Raw genomic sequence first — 24,552 nt, forward strand, 5'->3', positions numbered from 1 at the left:
ATGGCAAGCTCCGAAGCCAAACTCCGCGACTACCTCAAGAAGGTCACCACCGACCTTCGCCGCACCCGGCAGCGGCTGGAGTCGGTCGAGGCCCGGGAGAGCGAGCCCATCGCCGTCATCGGCATGGCCTGCCGGTTCCCCGGCGGTGTCCGCTCCCCGGAGGACCTGTGGCAGCTGGTCGCCGAGGGCACCGACGCCATCGGCCCCCTCCCCGTGGACCGTGGCTGGGACCTGGACGGCCTCTACGACCCGGACCCGGGCACCCCCGGCAAGAGCTATGTGCGTGAGGGTGGCTTCCTCGAAGGTGCCGCCGACTTCGACGCGGACCTGTTCGGCATCGCCCCGCGCGAAGCCCTCGCCATGGACCCCCAGCAGCGCCTGCTCCTGGAAACCGCCTGGGAGGCCGTCGAGCGCGCCCGCATCAGCCCCGCCTCCCTGCGCAACACCGACACCGGCGTCTTCGTCGGCGGGGCCGACACCAACTACGGCTCCCTGGCCCGCACCGCCGAGGAGACCGAGGGCCACAACCTCACCGGCGGCGCCATGAGCGTCCTCTCCGGCCGGATCTCCTACACTCTCGGCCTGGAGGGCCCGGCGGTCACCGTCGACACCGCCTGCTCCTCGTCCCTGGTCGCCCTGCACCTCGCGGTCCGCGCCCTGCGCGCGGGCGAGTGCTCCCTCGCCCTCGCCGGCGGCGTCGCCATGATGCCGACCACCGAACTCTTCACCGAGTTCTCCCGCCAGCGCGGCCTCGCCACCGACGGCCGCTGCAAGCCCTTCGCCGAAGCCGCCGACGGCACCTCCTGGGGCGAAGGCGTCGGCGTGCTGCTCGTCGAGCGGCTCTCCGACGCCCGCCGCAACGGCCACCCCGTCCTCGCCGTCGTCCGCGGCACCGCCGTCAACCAGGACGGTGCCAGCAGCCGCCTCACCGCGCCCAACGGGCCCTCCCAGCGCCGCGTCATCGAGGCCGCGCTCGCCGACGCCCGCCTCGCCGCCGACCAGGTCGACGCCGTCGAGGCGCACGGCACCGGCACCACCCTGGGCGACCCCATCGAGGCCCAGGCCCTCCTCGCCACGTACGGCCAGAACCGCCCGGAGGACCGCCCGCTGCGGCTGGGCGGCATCAAGTCGAACATCGGCCACGCCCAGGCCGCCGCCGGTGTCGCCGGCGTCATCAAGATGGTCATGGCCATCCGCCACGGCCTGCTGCCCGCCACCCTCCACGTCGACACCCCCACCCCGCACGTCGACTGGACGGCGGGCGCCGTCGAACTCCTCACCGAGGCCGTCGACTGGCCCGACGCCGAGCGCCCCCGCCGGGCCGGCGTCTCCGCCTTCGGCATCAGCGGCACCAACGCCCACGTCCTGCTCGAACAGGCCACCCCCGAACTCGCCGCGGCCGAGGACACCCCTCAGGACGCCACCCCCGCCGAACCGGTGACGGCCACCGACCCGGCCGTCACCCCCTGGCTCCTCTCCGCCCGCTCGCAGACCGCGCTGCGCGCCCAGGCGGCACGACTCCTGGCCCACCTCACCGACCGTACCGGCCCCGACTCCCCGCGCCCGGTGGACATCGCCCTCTCCCTCGCCACCAGCCGCGCCCCGCTCCCGCACCGAGCGGTCGTCCTCGCCACCGACCCCGGAACCACCGAAGCGGCCCTCACCGCCCTCGCCGCCGACGAACCCCACCCCGCGGTCCTGGAGGACTCCGTCCGCAGCGCCTCCACCGCGTTCCTGTTCTCGGGGCAGGGGTCGCAGCGACTGGGGATGGGGCGTGGTCTGTACGAGCGTTTCCCGGTGTTCGCGGAGGCGTTCGACGCGGTGTGCGCGGGGCTGGACGCGCACTTGGAGCGTTCGCTGCGTGAGGTGGTGTGGGGCGACGACGCGTCGGTTCTGGACGGGACGGCGTACGCGCAGGCGGGTCTCTTCGCGGTCGAGGTGGCGTTGTTCCGTCTTGTCGAGTCGTGGGGTGTGCGTCCGGAGTTCGTTGCCGGTCATTCGATCGGTGAGGTGGCGGCCGCGCATGTGGCGGGTGTGTTCTCGCTGGCGGACGCGTGTGCTCTGGTGGCTGCTCGTGGGCGGTTGATGCAGGCGTTGCCGGTGGGTGGCGCGATGGTGGCTGTGGAGGCGTCCGAGGCGGAGGTGCTGCCGCACCTGGAGTCCGTCGTGGGCGTGTCGGTCGCTGCCGTCAACGGTCCGTCGTCGGTGGTCGTCTCGGGCGTCGAGGAAGCCGTGGAGGCGGTGGCGGAGGTGTTCCGTGAGCTGGGGCGCCGGGTCAGCCGTCTGCGGGTGTCGCACGCCTTCCACTCGCCGCTGATGGAGCCCATGCTCGGTGACTTCCGAGAGGTCCTGGCCGGTCTGTCGTACGCGGAGCCGTCGCTGCCCGTCGTCTCGAACGTCTCGGGCCGGATCGCGGAGTCCGGTGAACTGACCACACCTGACTACTGGGTGCGGCACGTCCGCGAGACCGTCCGGTTCGACGACGGTGTCCGGGCCTTGGCGGCGGAGGGTGTCGCGCGGTTCGTGGAGCTGGGGCCCGACGGGGTGCTCAGTGGCATGGCGCGGGCCGGTGCCGGTGAGGACGCCGTTCTCGTCCCGCTCCTGCGCAAGGACCGCGACGAGGAGATCACCGCGCTCAGCGCGCTGGGCCGCCTCCACGCCACCGGTGCGCCCGTCGACTGGACCGCCGTCCTCGCCGGGACCGGCGCCCGCCTCACCGACCTGCCCACGTACGCCTTCCAGCACGAGCACTACTGGCCCGTGCCCGCCCTCATGCCCGCCGGTGACGTGGAGTCCGCCGGACTGCGCGCCGCCGGGCACCCCCTGCTCAGCGCCGCCGTCGAACTCTCCGACTCCGGCGGCCTGCTGCTCACCACCCGGCTGTCCCTGCGCACCCACCCCTGGCTCGGCGAGCACGTCGTCATGGGCAACGCGCTGCTGCCCGGCACGGCCTTCGTGGAACTCGCGGTCCGCGCCGGCGACGAGGTCGGCTGCGACCGCGTCGAGGAACTGACCCTCGCCGCCCCGCTCGTTCTGCCCGAGCAGGGCGGCGTCCAGCTCCACCTGCACGTGGGCCCCGCCGACGCCGCGGGCCGCCGCGTCCTCGCCGCCCGCTCCCGCGCCGAGGGCGCCGACGACCAGCCCTGGACCGAGCACGCCACCGGTGTCCTCGCTCCCGGGGAGCGCACCGTGGAGTTCGACACCGCGGTGTGGCCCCCCGCCGACGCCGAACCCCTCGACCTCACCGGCCTGTACGAGCGCATGGCCGAGGGCGGCTACCGGTACGGGCCGCTCTTCCAGGGCCTGCGGGCCGCCTGGCGGCGGGGCGACGACGTCTTCGCCGAGGTCGCCCTGCCCGACTCCGCCGAGCGCGACGCCGCCGGCTTCGGCCTGCACCCGGCGCTGCTCGACGCCTCCTTGCACGTCTCGGCCCTGGGTGGTCTCGCGCGCGGGGTGGTTCCGTTCTCCTGGGAAGGGGTTTGCCTGCACGCCACCGGCGCCCGGGAGGTCCGGGTCCGGATGACCCGGACCGGCGACGAGACCGTGACGGTCGCCGTGGCCGACCCCACCGGTGCGCCCGTCGCCAGCGTCGAGAACCTGGTGCTCCGCCCGGTCGCGCCCGACGCCACCGGTGTCGATGCCCTGACCCGTGACGCGCTCTTCCGGGTGGACTGGCTCCGGACCGGGACACCTGGTGACGCGGCCGACACCGGTCCGGTCGGCGTCCTCGGGGATTCCGACGCGCCCACGGCCCTCGCGGGAGTCCTCCGGGCCGAAGGGCTGTCGGACGGCGGGTTCGTGGCCTTCCCCGACCTGGCAGCCCTGGCCGCCGCCGAAGAGGTACCGGCGACAGTGCTGGCCCGGGTGCGTCCCGACGCCGCGACGCGGCCCGAGGCGGTGGTGGACGCCGTCCACGCCCTGGCCGCCCGGGGCCTGGAGCTGGTGCGGGAGTGGCTGGCGCAGGAGCGGTTCACCGACTCCCGCCTGGTCTTCGTCACCTCGGACGCCGTCGACGGCGGCGATCTGGCCGACTCGGCGCTCCGGGGCCTGGTGCGCTCCGCCGTCTCCGAGCACCCCGGCCGCTTCGGCCTGATGGAGGCGGGACGCGGCACCGACGCCGCGACCGTGCTGGCCGCCGTCGCCACGGGCGAGCCGGAGACCGCCGCACGCGACGGCGAGGTGCTCACTCCGCGACTGGCCCGGATCGCCGCCGGCACCACGACGGGCCCGCGCTGGGACAGCCTCGACGGCACCGTGCTGCTGACCGGTGGTACGGGTGGGCTGGGGCGGATCGTCGCCCGGCACCTGGTGGTCGAGCGCGGGGTGCGGGACCTGTTGCTGGTGAGCCGCAGCGGGGCCGCAGCGGACGGCGCCGAGCAACTGGTCGCCGAACTGTCCCAGGCCGGTGCGCACGTGACCGTCGAGGCGTGCGACGTCTCCGACCCCGCCGCCGTCGCGGACCTGGTCGCCCGCCACCCGGTGCGCGCGGTCGTCCACTCGGCCGGGGTGCTGGACGACGGCACGGTGGAATCGCTCACGGCCGAGCGCATGGCCCGCGTGCTGCGCCCGAAGGCGGACGCCGCGTGGAACCTGCACGAGGCCACCCGCGCCCTCGACCTCGAAGCCTTCGTCGTCTTCTCCTCGATGTCCGGCATCCTCGGCGGCCCCGGCCAGGCCAACTACGCGGCCGGCAACACCTTCCTCGACGCCCTGGTACGCCACCGCCGCAGCCTCGGCCTGCCCGCGGCCTCGCTCGCCTGGGGCCCGTGGACCCAGGACGCCGGCATGATCGGCACCCTCTCCGGGACCAGCCGGCAGCGCGTCGCCCGCGCAGGCATGCCCGAGCTGACCGCCGAGCAGGGGGCCGCCCTCTTCGACGCGGCCCTGGCCTCCGGTGAGCCGGTCGTCCTCCCTGTCCGCCTCGACCTGGCCGCCCTGCGTGGGCAGGGTGACCTGCACCCGATGATGCTCGGTCTGGTGCGGCGGCGTGGTCGTCGTGCGGCTGCGGGTGGTTCGGTGGCGGCGGCGGGTCTGGTGCAGCGTCTTGGGGCGTTGGGTGGGGATGAGCGTCGTGAGGTGTTGCTGGATCTGGTGCGTGGTCAGGTCGCTGTGGTGTTGGGGCATGCGGGTGTGCAGTCGGTGGATCCGGGGCGTGCGTTTCAGGATCTGGGTTTTGATTCGTTGACCGCGGTGGAGTTGCGGAACCGGTTGGGGAAGTCGACGGGGTTGCGGTTGCCGGCGACGGTGGTGTTCGACTATCCGACGGTCAACGCGTTGGTGGGGTATCTGCTGGAGGAGTTGTTCGGTGGGGTGGAGCCGGCGGAGGTGGTGCCGGTGTCGGCGCTGCCGTCGCTGGCCGAGGACCCGATCGTGATCGTGGGCATGGCCTGCCGCTACCCGGGTGGTGTTTCCTCACCCGAGGACCTCTGGACCGTCGTCTCCGAAGGCGTCGACACCGTTTCCGACTTCCCGGGCAACCGGGGCTGGGACACCGACGCGCTCTACAATCCCGACCGGGACGCGTCCGGCACCACCTACACCAAGGCCGGTGGCTTCCTGCACGAGGCCGGAGCCTTCGACTCCGAGTTCTTCGGGATGAGCCCGCGCGAGGCGGTGGCGACCGATTCCCAGCAGCGTCTGCTGTTGGAGACGACGTGGGAGGCGATCGAGCGGTCGGGCATCGACCCGGTCTCCCTGCGCGGCAGCCAGACGGGCGTCTTCGCCGGTGTCATGTACAACGACTACGGCAACATGCTCGCCGACGAGCGGTACGAGGGCTTCCGCAGCAACGGCAGCGCACCCAGCATCGCGTCCGGCCGTGTCTCGTACACGTTCGGGTTCGAGGGGCCGGCGGTGACGGTGGACACGGCGTGTTCGTCGTCGTTGGTGGCGTTGCACTGGGCCGCGCAGGCGTTGCGTTCGGGTGAGTGCTCGCTGGCGGTTGCCGGTGGTGTGACGGTGATGTCGACGCCGACGACGTTCGTGGAGTTCTCACGGCAGGGTGGTCTGTCGGCGGACGGGCGGTGCCGTTCGTTCGCGGACTCGGCTGATGGTGTGGGCTGGTCCGAGGGTGTGGGGATGGTGGTGCTGGAGCGTCTGTCGGATGCCCGGCGCAACGGTCATCGCGTGCTGGCGGTGGTGCGTGGTTCGGCGGTGAACCAGGATGGTGCGTCGAACGGTCTGACGGCGCCGAACGGTCCCTCCCAGCAGCGGGTGATCCGTCAGGCTCTGGCCAGCGGTGGTCTGTCGGCCGGAGATGTGGACGTCGTGGAGGCCCACGGCACCGGGACGACGCTGGGTGACCCGATCGAGGCGCAGGCACTCCTGGCCACGTACGGCCAGGAGCGTGAGGAGGGCAAGCCGCTCTGGCTCGGTTCGGTGAAGTCGAACCTGGGGCACACGCAGGCCGCGGCGGGTGTCGCGGGTGTCATCAAGATGGTGATGGCGATGCGTCACGGGAGGCTGCCGCGCACGCTGCACGTGGATGCTCCGTCGTCGCACGTCGACTGGTCGGCCGGTGCTGTGGAGCTGCTGACGGGTGAGCGTGTGTGGCCGGCGGAGGAGCGGGTGCGCCGGGCCGGTGTGTCCTCGTTCGGGATCAGCGGCACCAACGCCCACGTCATCCTCGAACAGCCCGAGCCGGTCACGGAACCCGAGACCGGCGGGGACGGGATCGCCGCCCTCGCCCCCGGCATCGTGCCGTGGGTCCTGTCGGGCCGTACCGAGGAGGCGCTGCGCGCCCAGGCCGCCCGGCTGCTGGCCCAGGTCGAGGGCCACCCCGGCCTGCGCCCCGTGGACCTGGCGCTCTCCCTGGCCACCCAGCGTTCCCTCTTCGACCACCGTGCCGTGGTCCTGACGGACGACCGCGAGACCGCCGTCCGTGGCCTCGCGGCCGTATGCGTCGGTGAGCCGGATCCCGCCGTCGTCCTCGGCGCCGTCGAGCCCGGCCGCACCGCGTTCCTGTTCTCGGGGCAGGGGTCGCAGCGGCTGGGGATGGGGCGTGGTCTGTACGAGCGTTTCCCGGTGTTCGCGGAGGCGTTCGACGCGGTGTGCGCGGGGCTGGACGCGCACTTGGAGCGTTCGCTGCGTGAGGTGGTGTGGGGCGACGACGCGTCGGTACTGGACGGGACGGCGTACGCGCAGGCGGGTCTCTTCGCGGTCGAGGTGGCGTTGTTCCGGCTCGTCGAGTCGTGGGGTGTGCGGCCGGAGTTCGTTGCCGGTCATTCGATCGGTGAGGTGGCGGCCGCGCATGTGGCGGGTGTGTTCTCGCTGGCGGACGCGTGTGCACTGGTGGCTGCTCGTGGGCGGTTGATGCAGGCGTTGCCGGTGGGTGGCGCGATGGTGGCTGTGGAGGCGAGCGAGGCGGAGGTGCTGCCGCACCTGGACTCTGTCGAGGGTGTGTCGGTCGCTGCCGTAAACGGTCCGTCGTCGGTGGTCGTCTCGGGCGTCGAGGAAGCCGTGGAGACGGTGGCGGAGGCGTTCCGTGAGCTGGGGCGCCGGGTCAGCCGTCTGCGGGTGTCGCACGCCTTCCACTCGCCGCTGATGGAGCCCATGCTCGACGCGTTCCACGAGGTCCTGCGGGACCTGTCGTTCGCCGAGCCGTGCCTGCCGGTCGTCTCGAACGTCTCGGGCAGGGTTGCCGAGCCGGGCGAACTGACCACGGCTGGCTACTGGGTGCGGCATGTCCGTGAGGCCGTCCGGTTCGACGACGGTGTCCGGACTCTGGCGGCGGAGGGTGTCGCGCGGTTCGTGGAGCTGGGGCCCGACGGGGTGCTCAGCGGCATGGCGCGCGAGAGCGCCGGTGAGGACGCCGTCCTCGTCCCGCTCCTGCGCAAGGACCGCGAGGAAGTGGCCGTCGCCCTGAGCGCCCTCGCCGAACTGCACGTGCGGGGCGTCTCCGCCGGCTGGGGCGCCGTCCTCGACGGCACGGGCGGCCGGGCGGTCGACCTGCCCACGTACGCGTTCCAGCACGAGCACTACTGGCCCACCGGAACGACCACCGGGGCCGGGGACATCCGCCTCGCCGGACTCGGCGCGGCCAGGCACCCGCTGCTCGGCGCGGCCGTGGAGCTGGCCGGCGCCGATGGTCTGATCCTCACCGGACGCCTGTCGACGCGGTCGCACCCGTGGCTCGCCGACCACGTCGTCCAGGGTGCCGTGCTGGTGCCGGGCACGGCGCTGCTGGAGATGGCTGTCCGCGCCGCCGACGAGGCGGGCTGCGAGACCGTCGAGGAGCTGGCCCTGTCCGCGCCGCTGGTGCTGCCCGAGCGCGGCGCCGTGCGCGTTCAGGTGGGCGTCGGCGAACCCGACGAATCCGGCCGCCGCACCGTGGCGATCCACTCCCGGGACGACGGCGACGAACGGCAGCCCTGGAGCCTGCACGCCCAGGGCGTACTTGCCCCGGAGGCCACCGATGCGACTCCGGCGGCCGAAGGCTTCGACGCCTCCGTATGGCCCCCACGGGATGCCGTGCCGGTCGACGTGACCGACTGCTACGAGAGCCTGGCCGAGGCCGGACTGCGCTACGGCCCCGTCTTCCAAGGGCTGCGGGCCGCCTGGCGCCGGGACGACGAGGTGTTCGCCGAGGTCGCCCTGCCCGACGGTGTCGACGCCACCGCCTTCGGCCTGCACCCGGCCCTCTTCGACGCCGCCCTGCACGCCTCCTTCGCCTTCGGCGGCGGCGACGCGCCCGGCGGAGTGCCCTTCGTCTGGGAGAACGCCACCCTGCACGCGTCCGGCGCCTCCGTCCTGCGGACCCGGCTGACGCGGACCGGTGACGACACGCTGGCCGTGCACGTGGCCGACCCGACCGGAGCACCCGTCGCCTCGGTCGGCTCCCTCACCGTCCGCGCTGCCGCCGCAGCCGACACCGCCGAACCGCTGTACCGCGTGGAGTGGGTCCCGGCCCTGGGCACGCGCGCCACCACCGCAACAGGTTCCGTCGCCCTCCTCGGCGAGGGCCTCGCCGATCTTGCGGGCGACGACGCAGCTGTCCACGCCGACCTGGAGGAGCTGGCCGCGGCCGAAGCGGTGCCGGAGACCGTCGTGGTCGCCGTTCCGCCCGCCCCGGACACCGAGGGCGTCGTGGGCTCCGCGCACGCCTCGGCCGCCTGGGCGCTCGCCCTGGTCAAGGAGTGGCTGGCGCAGGAGCGGTTCGCCGGCTCCCGTCTGGTCTTCATCACGCGAGGCGGTCACGTGACGGAGCCCGCCTCCACTCTGACCAGCGCGCCCGTACGCGGTCTGGTGCGTTCCGTGGCGTTGGAACACCCCGGCCGCTTCGGCCTGCTGGACCTCCCGGCGGTTACGGACGCGGAGCGGCTGTTCGCGGCCCTCGCCGTGGACGAACAGGAGACCGCCGTGCTGGACGGCGAGGTGTGCGTCCCGCGCCTGGTCCGCACGACGCCGGACGCCGGGGGAGAGGAGGCCGCGGAATCATCGGCCGGTCTCGGCTCCGGCACCGTGCTGCTGACCGGTGGCACAGGTGGGCTGGGGCGGATCGTCGCCCGGCACCTGGTGGTCGAGCGCGGGGTGCGGGACCTGCTGCTGGTGAGCCGGAGCGGGGCTGCCGCCGAGGGCGTCGACGCCTTCACCGCGGAGCTGACCGGCCTCGGCGCCCGGGTGGCGGTCGCCGCCTGCGACCTGGCCGACCGCACCGCACTCGACGCCCTGCTGGCCGGAGTACCGGCCGACCGCCCGGTGCGCGCCGTCGTGCACGCGGCGGGCGTCCTGGACGACGGCATGGCCGAGTCGCTGACGGCGGAGCGGGTTGCTGCGGTCCTGCGTCCGAAGGTGGACGCGGCGTGGAACCTGCACGAGGCGACGCGTGGTCTTGATCTTGAGGCGTTCGTGGTGTTCTCGTCGGTGGCGGGGACGTTCGGGAGTGCGGGGCAGGGTGCGTACGCGGCGGGGAATGTGTTCCTGGACGCGCTGGTGGAGTACCGGCGTGCTCTGGGTCTTCCCGGTGTGTCGCTGGTGTGGGGTCCGTGGGCGCGGGACGCGGGGATGACGCGGGGGCTGTCGGAGACGGACCGGCGTCGTATGGCCCGGTCCGGTCTGCCGCCGGTCGAGGCCGAGCAGGGGACCGCCCTCTTCGACGCGGCCCTGGCCTCCGGTGAGCCGGTCGTCCTCCCCGTCCGCCTCGACCTGGCCGCTCTGCGGGGTGAGGAGGACGTACCGGCCCTCTTCCGTGGTCTGGTGCGGCGGCGTGGTCGTCGTGCGGCTGCGGGTGGTTCGGTGGCGGCGGCGGGTCTGGTGCAGCGTCTTGGGGCGTTGGGTGGGGATGAGCGTCGTGAGGTGTTGCTGGATCTGGTGCGTGGTCAGGTCGCTGTGGTGTTGGGGCATGCGGGTGTGCAGTCGGTGGATCCGGGGCGTGCGTTTCAGGATCTGGGTTTTGATTCGTTGACCGCGGTGGAGTTGCGGAACCGGTTGGGGAAGTCGACGGGGTTGCGGTTGCCGGCGACGGTGGTGTTCGACTATCCGACGGTCAACGCGTTGGTGGGGTATCTGCTGGAGGAGTTGTTCGGTGGGGTGGAGCCGGCGGAGGTGGTGCCGGTGTCGGCGCTGCCGTCGGTGGCCGAGGACCCGATCGTGATCGTGGGCATGGCCTGCCGCTACCCCGGTGGTGTCTCCTCACCCGAGGACCTCTGGACCGTCGTCTCCGAAGGCGTCGACACGGTCTCGGACTTCCCCTCGGACCGAGGCTGGGACGTCGACGCGCTCTACAACCCCGACCGCGCTGTGCCGGGTACCTCCTACACGCGCTCCGGTGGTTTCCTGCACGACGCGCCCGAGTTCGACCCGGAGTTCTTCGGGATGAGCCCGCGTGAGGCCGTCTCCACGGACGCGCAGCAGCGTCTGCTGTTGGAGACGACGTGGGAGGCGATCGAGCGGTCGGGCATCGACCCGGTCTCCCTGCGCGGCAGCCAGACCGGTGTCTTCGCCGGCGTCATGTACCACGACTACGCCAACCTGCTGGCCTCCCCGGAGTACGAGGGGTACCAGGGCAGCGGCAGTGCCGGAAGCGTGGCCTCGGGCCGTGTCTCGTACACGTTCGGGTTCGAGGGGCCGGCGGTGACGGTGGACACGGCGTGTTCGTCGTCGTTGGTGGCGTTGCACTGGGCGGCGCAGGCGTTGCGTTCGGGTGAGTGCTCGCTGGCGGTTGCCGGTGGTGTGACGGTGATGTCGACGCCGACGACGTTCGTGGAGTTCTCACGGCAGGGTGGTCTGTCGGCGGACGGGCGGTGCCGTTCGTTCGCGGACTCGGCTGATGGTGTGGGCTGGTCCGAGGGTGTGGGGATGGTGGTGCTGGAGCGTCTGTCGGATGCCCGGCGCAACGGTCATCGTGTGCTGGCGGTGGTGCGTGGTTCGGCGGTGAACCAGGATGGTGCGTCGAACGGTCTGACGGCGCCGAACGGTCCCTCCCAGCAGCGGGTGATCCGTCAGGCTCTGGCCAGCGGTGGTCTGTCGGCCGGAGATGTGGACGTCGTGGAGGCCCACGGTACGGGGACGACGCTGGGTGACCCGATCGAGGCGCAGGCACTCCTGGCGACGTACGGGCAGGGCCGGGACGAGGGCCGGCCGTTGCTGCTCGGCTCCGTCAAGTCCAACATCGGGCACACGCAGGCCGCGGCCGGTGTCGCGGGTGTCATCAAGATGGTGATGGCGATGCGTCACGGGAGGCTGCCGCGCACGCTGCACGTGGATGCTCCGTCGTCGCACGTCGACTGGTCGGCCGGTGCTGTGGAGCTGCTGACGGGTGAGCGTGTGTGGCCGGGGGAGGAGCGGGTGCGCCGGGCCGGTGTGTCCTCGTTCGGGATCAGCGGCACCAACGCCCACGTCATCCTCGAACAGCCCGAGCCGGTCACCGAGTCGGGCCCGGAAGAGGCAGACGGGACGGAGGCACCGTCCGGTGTCCAGCCGTGGGTCCTGTCGGCTCGTACCGAGGAGGCACTGCGCGCCCAGGCCGCCCGCCTGGCCGACTTCCTCACCGACGCGCCGGCGGACGTACGGGACGTGGCGCTCTCCCTGGCCACGCAGCGCACCCTCTTCGACCACCGCGCGGTGGTCCTGGGCGCCGACCTGGAAACGGCACTGACGTCCCTTCGCGCGCTGGCCACCGGGACTCCCGACGCCGCCGTCGTGGAAGGCGTGGCCGGGAACGGTCGCACCGCCTTCCTCTTCTCCGGGCAGGGCTCCCAGCGGCTCGGTATGGGGCGTGACCTGTACGAACGGTTCCCCGTCTTCGCCGAGGCCTTCGACGCGGTATGCGCCGAGCTGGACGAGCACCTGGACCGCCCGCTCCGTGAGGTCGCGTGGGGCGAGGACGCCGAACTCCTGAACCGCACGGCCTACGCCCAGCCGGGCCTGTTCGCCGTGGAGGTGGCGCTGTTCCGTCTTGTCGAGTCGTGGGGCGTGCGGCCGGAGTTCGTGGCCGGTCACTCCATCGGTGAGGTCGCCGCGGCGCACGTGGCCGGGGTGCTCACCCTCGCCGACGCCGCCGCGCTCGTCGCCGCCCGGGGCCGCCTGATGCAGGCGCTTCCCGAGGGCGGCGCCATGGCGGCGGTCGAGGCCACGTGCGCCGAGGTACTGCCGCACCTGACCGGCGAGCTGTCCATCGCCGCCGTCAACGGCCCGTCCTCGGTGGTCGTCTCGGGCTCCGAAGCGTCCGTCGAGACGGTCGCCGAGGTCTTCCGGGAGCTCGGCCGCCGGGTCAGCCGGCTGCGCGTCTCGCACGCCTTCCACTCCCCGCTGATGGAGCCGATGCTCCACGCGTTCCGCGAGGTGGTGGAGGGGCTGTCCTTCGCCGCGCCGAGGATCCCGCTGGTCTCGAACGTCACCGGCACGCTCGCCGAAGCGGGACAGGTGGAGGAGCCCGAGTACTGGGTCGCCCACGTCCGCGAGGCCGTCCGGTTCGACGACGGTGTCCGGGCCCTCGCGGAAGAGGGCGTCACACGGTTCGTGGAGCTGGGTCCCGACGGGGTGCTCAGCGGCATGGCGCGCGAGAGCGCCGGTGAGGACGCCGTCCTCGTCCCGCTCCTGCGCAAGGACCGCCAGGAGACGGGCTCGGCGCTGAGCGCCCTCGGCCGGCTCCACACCGTCGGCGTGGACGTCGACTGGTCCGGCTTCCTCGTGGGCGCCCGCCCCGTCGACCTGCCGACCTACGCCTTCCAGAAGCAGCGCTACTGGCCCGAGGCCACGCTCCCGCTCGCCGGTGACGTGCGCTTCGCGGGTCTCGGCGCCGCCGGCCACCCGCTGCTCGGCGCGGCCGTCGAACTCGCCGGCGCCGACGGCGCGGACGGGGTGGTCCTCACCGGACGCCTGTCGACGCGGTCGCATCCGTGGCTCGCGGACCATGTCGTCCAGGGTGCCGTGCTGGTTCCGGGCACGGCCCTGCTGGAGATGGCCGTCCGTGCCGCCGACGAGGCGGGCTGCGGTTCGGTCGAGGAGCTGACGCTCTCCTCCCCGCTGGTCCTGTCCGAACGCGGCGCCCTCCAGATCCAGATACGGGTCGCCGCTCCCGACGAGGGCGGCCGCCGTGCCCTCGGCGTACACGCGCGCACCGAGGACGACGACGGTGCTCCGTGGACCGTCCACGCCACCGGAGTCCTCGCCCCCGAGACCCTCGCCCCCGTCCCCTTCGACGCCACCGTCTGGCCGCCGCGCGACGCGGCCCCGGTCGACGTGACCGACTGCTACGAGCGCCTGGCGGAGGCCGGCTTCGCCTACGGCCCCGTCTTCCGGGGGCTGCGGGCCGCCTGGCGGCACGGCGACGCCCTCTACGCCGACGTCGCACTGGACGAGGGTGCCGACGGCGGCGCCTTCGGCCTGCACCCCGCGCTCTTCGACGCCGCGCTGCACGCCTTCGCCCTTGGCGACGACGGCCGTGGGGGTGTCCCGTTCTCGTGGGGCGGCGTCTCCCTCCACGCCTCCGGCGCCACGGCCCTCCGCGTCCGTCTCACCCGGGACGCCGACGGCACCATGGCCCTCGCCCTCGCCGACCCCGCCGGTTCCCCGGTCGCCACCGTCCACTCCCTGACGGTGCGCCCGCTCGCCACGGGACAGCTCGCCACCCCGGCGCGGGACTCCCTCTACCAGGTGGAATGGGTTCCGGCCCGGCCGGTGGACAGCCCTGCCGACACCGGTGCGGTGGCCGTCCTCGGTCAGGGCCAGGCCCGGTGCGCCGTGCCGACCGCCGACGACTTCGTCACGTACGCCACCCTGGAGGAGCTGGCGGCTGCGGAGGAGACGCCCTCCACGGTGCTGGTGGCCGCCTCCGACGACGCCGGCGGGACCGACCCGGCCCGGGCCGCGCACACCGCCGCCGCCCGTGCTCTCGCCCTGGTGCGGTCGTGGCTGGCCGAGGACCGGTTCGCCGGATCCCGCCTGGTCTTCGTCACGGCCTCCACCGACGACACCACCGGGCTCGCCGACGCCGCCGCCCGGGGACTGGTGCGCTCCGCGATCTCCGAACACCCTGGCCGCTTCGGGCTGCTGGAGCTTCCGGCCGACGCGGACACCGCGTCCGTCCGCTCTGCTCTCGCCTCCGGCGAGGCGGAGTCGGCGGTGCGGGACGGCGAGGTGCGGGTGCCGCGCCTGGCCCGCGTCACGCAGGAAGCAACCGAGAGCCCGCGCTGGGACACCCTCACCGGTCCGGTGCTGATCACCGGCGGTACCGGCGGCCTGGGCCGGGTACTGGCCCGCCACCTCGTCATGACGCACGGGGTGCGGGACCTGCTGCTGGTCAGCCGGAGCGGTGCCACCGCCGAGGGCGCCGGGGAACTCGTCGCCGAACTGACGGAGGCCGGCGCACACGTGACCGTCGAGGCGTGCGACGCCGCCGACGCCGACGCCGTCGCCGGGCTCGTCGCCCGGCACGCCGTGCGCGCGGTGGTACACGCGGCGGGCGTCATCGACGACGCCACGCTCGCCTCGCTGACGGTGGAGCGCGTTGCGGCGGTGTTGCGTCCGAAGGTGGATGCGGCGTGGAATCTCCATGAGGCGACGCGTGACCTGGGCCTTGAGGCGTTCGTGGTGTTCTCGTCGGTGGCGGGGACGTTCGGGAGTGCGGGGCAGGGTGCGTACGCGGCGGGGAATGTGTTCCTGGACGCGCTGGTGGAGTACCGGCGGGCTCTGGGTCTTCCCGGTGTGTCGCTGGTGTGGGGTCCCTGGGCGCGGGACGCGGGGATGACGCGGGGGCTGTCGGAAACCGACCGGCGTCGTATGGCCCGGTCCGGTCTGCCGCCGGTCGAGGCCGAGCAGGGGACCGCGCTCTTCGACGCGGCCCTGGCCTCCGGTGAGCCGGTCGTCCTCCCCGTCCGCCTCGACCTCCCGGCGCTGCGCGCTCGGGGTGAGGTGCCGCCGCTGCTCGGCGGGCTGATCCGCACCCCGGTCCGCCGCACCGCTGCCGCAGCCGGCTCGGCCGCCGCCACCGGCCTGGCCGCGCGCCTCGCCGGCCTCGCGGAGGCCGAGCGCCGAGAGGTGCTGCTCGACCTGGTCCGTGGCCAGATCGCCGTCGTGCTCGGCCATTCCGGTGCCCAGACCGTCAACCCGCACCGCGCCTTCCAGGACCTCGGTTTCGATTCCCTGACGGCTGTGGAACTGCGCAACCGGCTCGGCAAGGTCACCGGACTGCGCCTGCCCGCGACGGTCGTCTTCGACTACCCGACCGCCGACCTCCTCGCCGGTCACCTCCTCGACAGCGTCCTCGGCACCGAGCCGTCCGTGGCCACCCCCGTCGCGGCACTGCCGTCCGTGGCCGACGACCCGGTCGTCATCGTCGGCATGGCCTGCCGCTACCCGGGCGGCGTCACGTCCCCCGAGGACCTGTGGCGCATCGTCTCCGACGGCGTCGACGCGGTCGGAGACTTCCCGTCCGACCGTGGCTGGGACGTGGAATCCCTCTACAGCGAGGATCGGGGCGTGCCCGGCACCACGTACACCCGGTCCGGTGGCTTCCTCCACGACGCGCCCGAGTTCGACCCGGAGTTCTTCGGGATGAGCCCGCGCGAGGCGGTCTCCACGGACGCGCAGCAGCGTCTGCTGTTGGAGACGACGTGGGAGGCGATCGAGCGGTCGGGCATCGACCCGGCCTCCCTGCGCGGCAGCCAGACGGGCGTCTTCGCCGGTGTCATGTACAACGACTACGGCAGCATCCTCACCGACGACCAGTACGAGGGCTATCGCGGCAACGGCAGCGCGGGCAGCATCGCCTCGGGCCGTGTCTCCTACACCTTCGGCTTCGAGGGACCCGCGGTCACGGTCGACACCGCCTGCTCCTCGTCGCTCGTCGCCATGCACTGGGCGGCGCAGGCGCTGCGCTCCGGTGAGTGCTCGCTGGCCGTGGCCGGCGGCGTCACCGTCATGGCCACCCCCACCGCGTTCGTGGAGTTCTCCCGCCAGGGCGCCCTCTCCCCGGACAGCCGCTGCAAGGCGTTCTCCGACGCCGCCGACGGCGCGGGCTGGTCCGAGGGTGTGGGGATGGTGGTGCTGGAGCGTCTGTCGGATGCCCGGCGCAACGGTCATCGTGTGCTGGCGGTGGTGCGTGGTTCGGCGGTGAACCAGGATGGTGCGTCGAACGGTCTGACGGCGCCGAACGGTCCCTCTCAGCAGCGGGTGATCCGTCAGGCTCTGGCGAGTGGTGGTCTGTCGGCCGGTGATGTGGATGTGGTGGAGGCCCACGGTACGGGGACGACGCTGGGTGACCCGATCGAGGCGCAGGCACTCCTGGCGACGTACGGGCAGGGCCGGGACGAGGGCCGGCCGTTGCTGCTCGGCTCCGTCAAGTCCAACATCGGGCACACGCAAGCTGCGGCGGGTGTCGCGGGTGTCATCAAGATGGTGATGGCGATGCGTCACGGGAGGCTGCCGCGCACGCTGCACGTGGATGCTCCGTCGTCGCACGTCGACTGGTCGGCGGGTGCTGTGGAGCTGCTGACGGGTGAGCGTGTGTGGCCGGGGGAGGAGCGGGTGCGCCGGGCCGGTGTGTCCTCGTTCGGGATCAGCGGCACCAACGCCCACGTCATCCTCGAACAGCCGGAGGAGGCGCCGGCGCCCGTGCCCACGGTGACGCCCGCCGTCGACGTGCCGTGGGTGCTCTCCGCACGGTCGGCCCCAGCGCTGCGCGCCCAGGCCGAGCGGCTGCGCGCGCATGTGGCCGCCGAACCGGCGAGCGCGCTGGACGTGGCCTTCTCGCTCGTCTCCGGCCGTGCCACCTTCGACCACCGGGCGGTGGTCCTGGGCACCGACCGTGAAGCGGCCCTGGATGCCCTGGCCTCGGGCCTGCCCGACGCGGGCGTCGTGGAAGGCGTGGTCACCGGAGGCCGTACCGCGTTCCTGTTCTCGGGGCAGGGGTCGCAGCGGCTGGGGATGGGACGTGGCCTGTACGAGGCGTTCCCGGTGTTCGCGGAGGCGTTCGACGCGATCTGCGCCGGACTCGACGCGCACCTGGACCGCCCGCTGCGCGAGGTGGTCTGGGGCGACGACCCGTCGGTACTGGACGGGACGGCGTACGCGCAGGCCGGTCTCTTCGCCGTCGAGGTGGCGCTGTTCCGTCTTGTCGAGTCGTGGGGGGTGCGGCCGGAGTTCGTGGCCGGTCACTCCATCGGTGAGGTCGCCGCGGCGCACGTGGCCGGGGTGCTCACCCTCGCCGACGCCGCCGCGCTCGTCGCCGCCCGGGGCCGCCTGATGCAGGCGCTGCCCGAGGGCGGCGCCATGGTCGCCCTGGAGGCGTCGGAGGCGGAGGTGCTGCCGCGCCTGGAATTGGTCGAGGGGGTGTCCATCGCCGCCGTCAACGGTTCTTCGTCCGTGGTCGTCTCGGGCGCCGAGGGCGCGGTCGAGGCGGTGGCCGAGGTGTTCCGTGAGCTGGGGCGCCGGGTCAGCCGTCTGCGGGTGTCGCACGCTTTCCACTCGCCGCTGATGGAGCCCATGCTCGGTGACTTCCGAGAGGTCCTGGCCGGTCTGTCGTACGCGGAGCCGTCGCTGCCCGTCGTCTCGAACGTCACGGGGCGGATCGCGGAGTCCGGTGAACTGACCACGCCGGACTACTGGGTCGCCCACGTCCGGGAGGCCGTCCGGTTCGACGACGGTGTCCGGGTCCTCGTGGAAGAGGGCGTCACACGGTTCGTGGAGCTGGGTCCCGACGGGGTGCTCAGCGGCATGGCGCGCGAGAGCGCCGGTGAGGACGCCGTCCTCGTCCCGCTCCTGCGCAAGGACCGCGAGGAGACGTCGACCGCGCTCGCCGCGCTGGCCCGTCTCCACACGGTGGGCGCCGAGGTGACGTGGAGCGGCTTCTTCGCCGGTACCGCGGCCCGCACCGTCGACCTGCCGACCTACGCCTTCCAGAAGCGGCGCTTCTGGCCGGAGGCCACCGTCCGCGCCGCCGCCGACCCCAGGTCGGCGGGGATCGACGCGGCCGATCACCCGTTGCTGGGCGCGGTGGTGTCGCTGCCCGACTCGGGTGGCCTGGTGCTGACGGGCTGGCTGTCGGTGGAGGCGCAGCCGTGGCTCGCCGACCACGTGGTCCTCGGCCGGGCCCTGCTGCCCGGTACGGGCCTGGTGGAACTGGCCCTCGCGGCCGGGGACGCGGCCGGGTCCGCCGCTCTCGAGGAGCTGACCCTCGCCGCGCCGCTGGTGCTGCCCGAGGACACCGGCCTCCAGCTTCGCGTCGTCGCGGGGCCGAAGACCGACGGACGCCGCACCGTGGCCGTCCACTCGCGTCCCGAAGGCGCGGAGGACGCGCCGTGGACAGCCCATGCGCACGGCTTCCTCACCGACGCTCCGGCAGGCGCCGGCGAGGCCCTGACCGAGTGGCCCCCGCCCGGCGCCGAGCCGGTACCGGTCGAGCACGCCTACGAGGAGTTCCGCGAGCGTGGCTACGGCTACGGGCCGGTCTTCCAGGGCCTGCGCGCCGCCTGGCGGCGCGGCGACGCGATGTTCGCGGAAGTGGCGCTCCCCGAGGAAGCGGCAGGCGAGGCGGGCCGGTTCGGCCTGCACCCGGCCGTACTCGACGCCGCCATGCACGCCGGCATCCTGAACGAGGAGGAGGGCCAGGCGGTCGTCCCGTTCGCCTGGAACGACGTGACCCTCCACGCCGTCGGCGCCTCCGCCGTCCGCGTACGCGTGAGCCGCATCGACGCCCACACCGTCTCCCTGGCCCTCGCCGACTCCACCGGCGCGCCCGTCCTGACCGTGGGCTCCCTCGCGAGCCGCCCGGTCTCCGCCGAACAGCTGGGCAGCGCCTCCGCCGGCGCGGGCGCCCTCTACGGCATCGAGTGGACGCCGGTCACCGTGGACACCTCCACGGCCCCCGCCTACGTCTCCTGGGCCGAAGCCCTGGAGGCGGACAGCACGACGCCGGGCGCGGTCGTCCTGGAGGTGCGCGAGCCCTCCGGTCCGGACGTCCCGGCGGCCGTCCGGACCGTCCTGGACCAGGTCCTCTCCGCGATCCAGCAGTGGCTTCAGGACGCGCGCTTCACCTCCTCGCGTCTGGTCGTCGTCACCCGTGGCGTCGCCCCGGCAGGTTCATCCGCCGACGTCGTCCAGGCCCCCGTGTGGGGTCTGGTGCGGGCGGCCCTCGCGGAGAATCCGGGCCGGTTCGCTCTGGCCGATGTCGCCGTGGACGCGGACGATGCGGCGGTGGAGCGTGCGGTCGCGGCTGTCCTCTCGGGCGAGGCCGAGGTGGCCGTCCGTGACGGTGTGGTGCTGGTGCCGAGGCTCGGTCGGCTCGGCGATCCCGAAGTGCCGTTGTCCGTGCCGTCGTTGGATGGTGAGGGTGCGGTGCTGGTGACGGGTGGTACGGGTGGTCTGGGTGCGGTGATGGCCCGGTATCTGGTGGCTGAGCGTGGCGTGCGTGATCTGGTGCTGGTGTCGCGGCGGGGCGGGGACGCTCCGGGTGCGGCGGAGCTGGCCGGGGAGCTGCGTGAGGCCGGTGCCGCGGTGGAGGTCGTCGCGTGCGACCTGTCCGACCGCGAATCGGTCGTCGGCCTGGTCGAGTCCCTCGTCGCCGGGCGTGGGCTGCGCGCCGTCGTGCACGCGGCCGGGGTCGGGGGCGGCGGCCTGGTGGGCACGCTGTCGTCCGACCGGTTCGACGCGGTGCTGGGTGCGAAGGCGGATGCGGCGTGGTGGTTGCACGAGGCGACGGCGGGTGTGGAGCTGGCCGGGTTCGTGCTGGTGTCGTCGGCGGGTGGTCTGGTGCTGACGGCGGGGCAGGGTAACTACGCTGCCGCGAACGTGTTCTTGGACGCGTTGGCGGCGCGGCGTCGGGCCGAGGGTCTGGTGGCCACGTCGATGGCGTTCGGGTTCTGGGACGTGGGTGCGGGGCTGGGGGAGTATCTGTCGGAGGTGGACCGGCGCCGGATGGCGTCGCAGGGTCTGCCGTTGCTGTCGCACGAGGCGGGGCTGGAGCTGTTCGCGGCCGGCCTGGACCGGGGCGAGGCGACCGTCGTGCCGCTGCGCGTCGACACCGCCGCACTGCGCACCCGCACCGACGAGATCCCCGCCCTCCTGCGCGCGCTGGCTCCCGCCCGCCGCGCCACCGCGGCCTCGGGTTCGGCTCCTGCGCCGGGCCCGGACGACTCCCCGTCCCGCAGGCTCGCCGAACTGCCCGCGCCCGAACGGCACCGCGCGGTGCTGCATCTTGTACGGTCGCAGGTGGCGGCGGTGCTGGGGCACGGTTCGGCGGAGGCGATCGGTGCGGACCGGGCCTTCCAGGAGCTGGGCTTCGACTCGCTGGCCGCGACCGAGCTGCGCAACCAGCTCAACACGCTGACCGGACTGAGGCTGCCCGCCACCCTCGTCTTCGACCACCCCAACGCCCTCGCCGTCACCGATCACCTCTCGGCGCGGCTCGCCGGGGAGACCGCGCGGGCGGAGACCCCCGTCCGTACGGGCACGGCGGCACCGGCCGACGACGAGCCCATCGCGATCGTCGGGATGGCCTGCCGCTACCCCGGCGGCGTCACCACCCCCGAGGAGCTGTGGCGCCTGGTCGCCGACGGCGTGGACACCGTCTCCGACCTCCCCGGTGACCGGGGCTGGGACATCGAGGGCCTCTACGACCCCGAGCCCGGCAAGGAGGGCAAGAGCTACACCAGGCGTGGCAGCTTCCTGCACGACGCCGCCCAGTTCGACCCCGGCTTCTTCGGCATCTCGCCCCGCGAGGCCCTGTACATGGACCCGCAGCAGCGCCTGCTCCTGGAGACCTCCTGGGAGGCGCTGGAACGCGCCGGGATCGACCCGGCGACGCTGCGGGGCAGCCGCACCGGCGTCTTCGCCGGCGTCATGTACCACGACTACGCGCTGAACGTCTCGCCCTCCGGTACCGCCGGCGGCAGCGTGGTCTCCGGCCGCCTGTCGTACACCTTCGGCTGGGAGGGCCCGGCCGTCACCGTGGACACGGCCTGCTCCTCGTCCCTGGTCGCCCTGCACCTCGCGGTGCAGGCCCTGCGCTCGGGCGAGTGCTCGCTGGCCGTGGCCGGCGGCGCCACCGTGATGTCGACGCCCGGCATGTTCGTCGAGTTCAGCCGCCAGCGTGGCCTGTCGGTGGACGGCCGCTGCAAGGCGTTCGCGGGCGCGGCGGACGGCGTGGGCTGGTCCGAGGGCGTCGGCGTCCTCCTGGTGGAGCGACTCTCCGACGCCGTGCGCAACGGCCACCGCGTGCTGGCCGTCGTCAAGGGCACGGCCGTCAACCAGGACGGCGCCTCCAACGGCTTCACCGCCCCCAACGGCCCTTCCCAGCAGCGAGTGATCCGCCAGGCCTTGCGCGGCGCCGGGGTCCCCGCCTCCGAGGTCGACGTGGTCGAGGCGCACGGCACCGGCACCACCCTGGGCGACCCCATCGAGGCCCAGGCGCTCCTCGCCACCTACGGCCAGGACCGCCCGGAGGACCGGCCACTGCTGCTCGGCTCGGTCAAGTCGAACATCGGGCACGCCCAGGCCGCGGCGGGAGTCGCCGGCGTCATCAAGATGGTCATGGCGATGGAGCACGGCACCGTGCCGCGCACCCTCCACGTCGACCAGCCGTCCCCGCACGTCGACTGGACCGAGGGCAGCGCCGAACTCGTCACCGAGGACCGGCCGTGGCCGGTCACCGGCCGCCCCCGCCGGGCGAGCGTCTCGGCGTTCGGCCTCAGCGGCACCAACGCGCACGTCGTCCTGGAGCAGGGCCCCGACGCCGCGGCCGACGCGCCGCGCTCCGCCGAGGAGGGCCGCGCCCCCGCCGTCCTCCCGTGGACGGTCTCGGCGGCCACCCCGGACGCCCTGCGCGCCCAGGCCGCCCGCCTCCTGGCCCACCTGGCGGACCGGCCCGGAACCCGTCCTCTGGACGTCGCCCACGCGCTGGCCACCTCCCGCACCTCGCTGGAGGCCCGCGCGGTGGTCCTCGGCACCGGCCGGGACGACCTCCTGACCGGTCTGCGCGCCCTCGCGGCCGGTGAGAACGCCCCCGGGGTCGTCACCGGAACCGCCCGCTCCGTCGGCACCACGGCCTTCCTCTTCTCCGGGCAGGGCGCGCAGCGCCTGGAGATGGGGCGCGGCCTCCACGAGGCGTTCCCCGTCTTCGCGGAGGCGTTCGACGCGGTCTGTGCCGGGCTCGACGAGCACCTGGACCGGCCCGTGCGCGAGGTGGCCTGGGGCGAGAACGCGCCGGACCTCGACGGCACGGCGTACGCCCAGTCCGCCCTGTTCGCCTACGAAGTCGCCCTCTTCCGGCTTCTCGCCTCGTGGGGCGTCACGCCGGACCTCGTGGCCGGACATTCGATCGGTGAGGTGGCGGCCGCGCACGTGGCGGGTGTGTTCTCGCTGGCGGATGCCTGTGCTCTGGTGGCCGCCCGGGGTCGGCTGATGCAGGCGTTGCCGGAGGGTGGCGCGATGGTGGCTGTGGAGGCGTCCGAGGCGGAGGTGCTGCCGCACCTGGAGCCCGTCGCGGGTGTGTCGGTCGCTGCCGTCAACGGCCCGTCCTCGGTGGTCGTCTCGGGCGCCGAGGAGGCCGTCGAGGCGGTGGCGGAGGTGTTCCGTGAGCTGGGGCGCCGGGTCAGCCGTCTGCGGGTGTCGCACGCTTTCCACTCGCCGCTGATGGAACCGATGCTCGGTGACTTCCGAGCGGTCCTGGCCGGTCTGTCGTACGCGGAACCGCGCCTGCCCGTCGTCTCGAACGTCTCGGGCCGGATCGCCGAGCGGGGTGAACTGACCACACCTGACTACTGGGTGCGGCACGTCCGCGAGCCCGTCCGCTTCGGCGACGGCGTCCGGGCGCTGCGCGCCGCGGGCGTGGACCGCTGTGTCGAGATCGGCCCCGACGCCGTACTCACCGGGATGGCCCGCACCTGCCTCGACGGCGACGAGGACACCGCAGTCCTGCTGGTGCCGGCGGCCCGCAAGGGAAGGGAGGAGCCCGACGCCCTGCTCACCGCGCTCGCGCGGCTGCACACCGCGGGCACGGCCGTCGACTGGGCCGGCTTCTTCGCCGGCTCCGGCGCCGGACCCGTCGACCTGCCCACCTACGCCTTCCAACGCCAGCGGTACTGGCTGACCGCCACCGACGGAGCCCCGGCCGCGGCCGGAGCCGGACTCGACGCGGCCGACCATCCGTTGCTGGGCGCGGTGGTGTCGCTGCCGGACTCCGGAGGCGCGGTGCTGACGGGCCTGCTGTCGGTGGAGGCACAGCCGTGGCTCGCCGACCATGTGGTCCTCGGCCGGGTCATGCTGCCCGGCGCCGTCCTCGTGGAACTGGCCCTCGCGGCCGGAGAATCCGTCGACTGCGCCGTACTCGACGAACTGACCCTGGCGACCCCCCTGGTACTGCCCGAGCGCGGCGGCGCCCAGGTCCGCGTGGTCGTCGGACCGCGCACCGCCGAACGCCGCACGGTCGCCGTCTACTCACGCCCCGAGGGCACCGGGCAGGAGTGGGCCACCCACGCCACCGGCTTCCTCACCGACAACGCCCTCGTGGCAGGGACCGAGGCCGCACTGGAGCAGTGGCCGCCGGCCGGGGCCGCGAGCGTGCCCGTGGACAGCGCGTACCAGATCTTCCGCGAGCGTGGCTACGGCTACGGGCCGGTCTTCCAGGGGCTGCGCGCCGCCTGGCGCCGGGGCGGGGAACTCTTCGCCGAGGTGGCGCTCCCGGAGGAGGCTGCCTCGGAGGCGGGCCGCTTCGGCCTCCACCCGGCGCTGCTCGACGCCGCCATGCACGTCGCGATCCTCAACGACAGCAACGACAGCAACGACAGCAACGACAACGCCGAGGGCGGGAGCGGCGGGACCGTCATCCCGTTCGCGTGGAACCGCGTCGCCCTGCACGCGGTCGGTGCCGCCGCCGTCCGCGTCCGGATCGCCACCGCCGCCGACGGCGGTATGGACATCCGCGTCGCCGACGTCACCGGAGCCCCGGTCCTGACGGTCGGCTCCATGGTGAGCCGCACCGTCTCCGCCGGCCAGCTCGGTGCGGCGCCCCGTGACGCGGGCGCGCTCTACGCCCCCGAGTGGGTCCCCGTGACCCGGCTCGACAGCACCGACACGGCCTGGGCCACCTGGCCCCGGGTCGCGGAGGCCGGTACCGAG

General features: G+C 73.7%; 1 protein-coding gene (only partly in view). It reads left to right on the forward strand.

Annotation, left to right across the window (positions count from 1 at the left end; all coding sequences use genetic code 11):
- Nucleotides 1-24,552, forward strand: the 5' portion of a protein-coding gene (locus OIM89_RS29230) for a type I polyketide synthase (protein ID WP_264491745.1). Its footprint extends 7,341 nt past the window's final position; 24,552 of the gene's 31,893 nt are visible here — the first part of the coding sequence; the start codon lies at nt 1-3; its stop codon lies off the right edge, out of view.

Origin of the sequence: Streptomyces sp. BI87 (genome assembly GCF_025957665.1) — a bacterium.
GTDB lineage: Bacteria > Actinomycetota > Actinomycetes > Streptomycetales > Streptomycetaceae > Streptomyces > Streptomyces albidoflavus.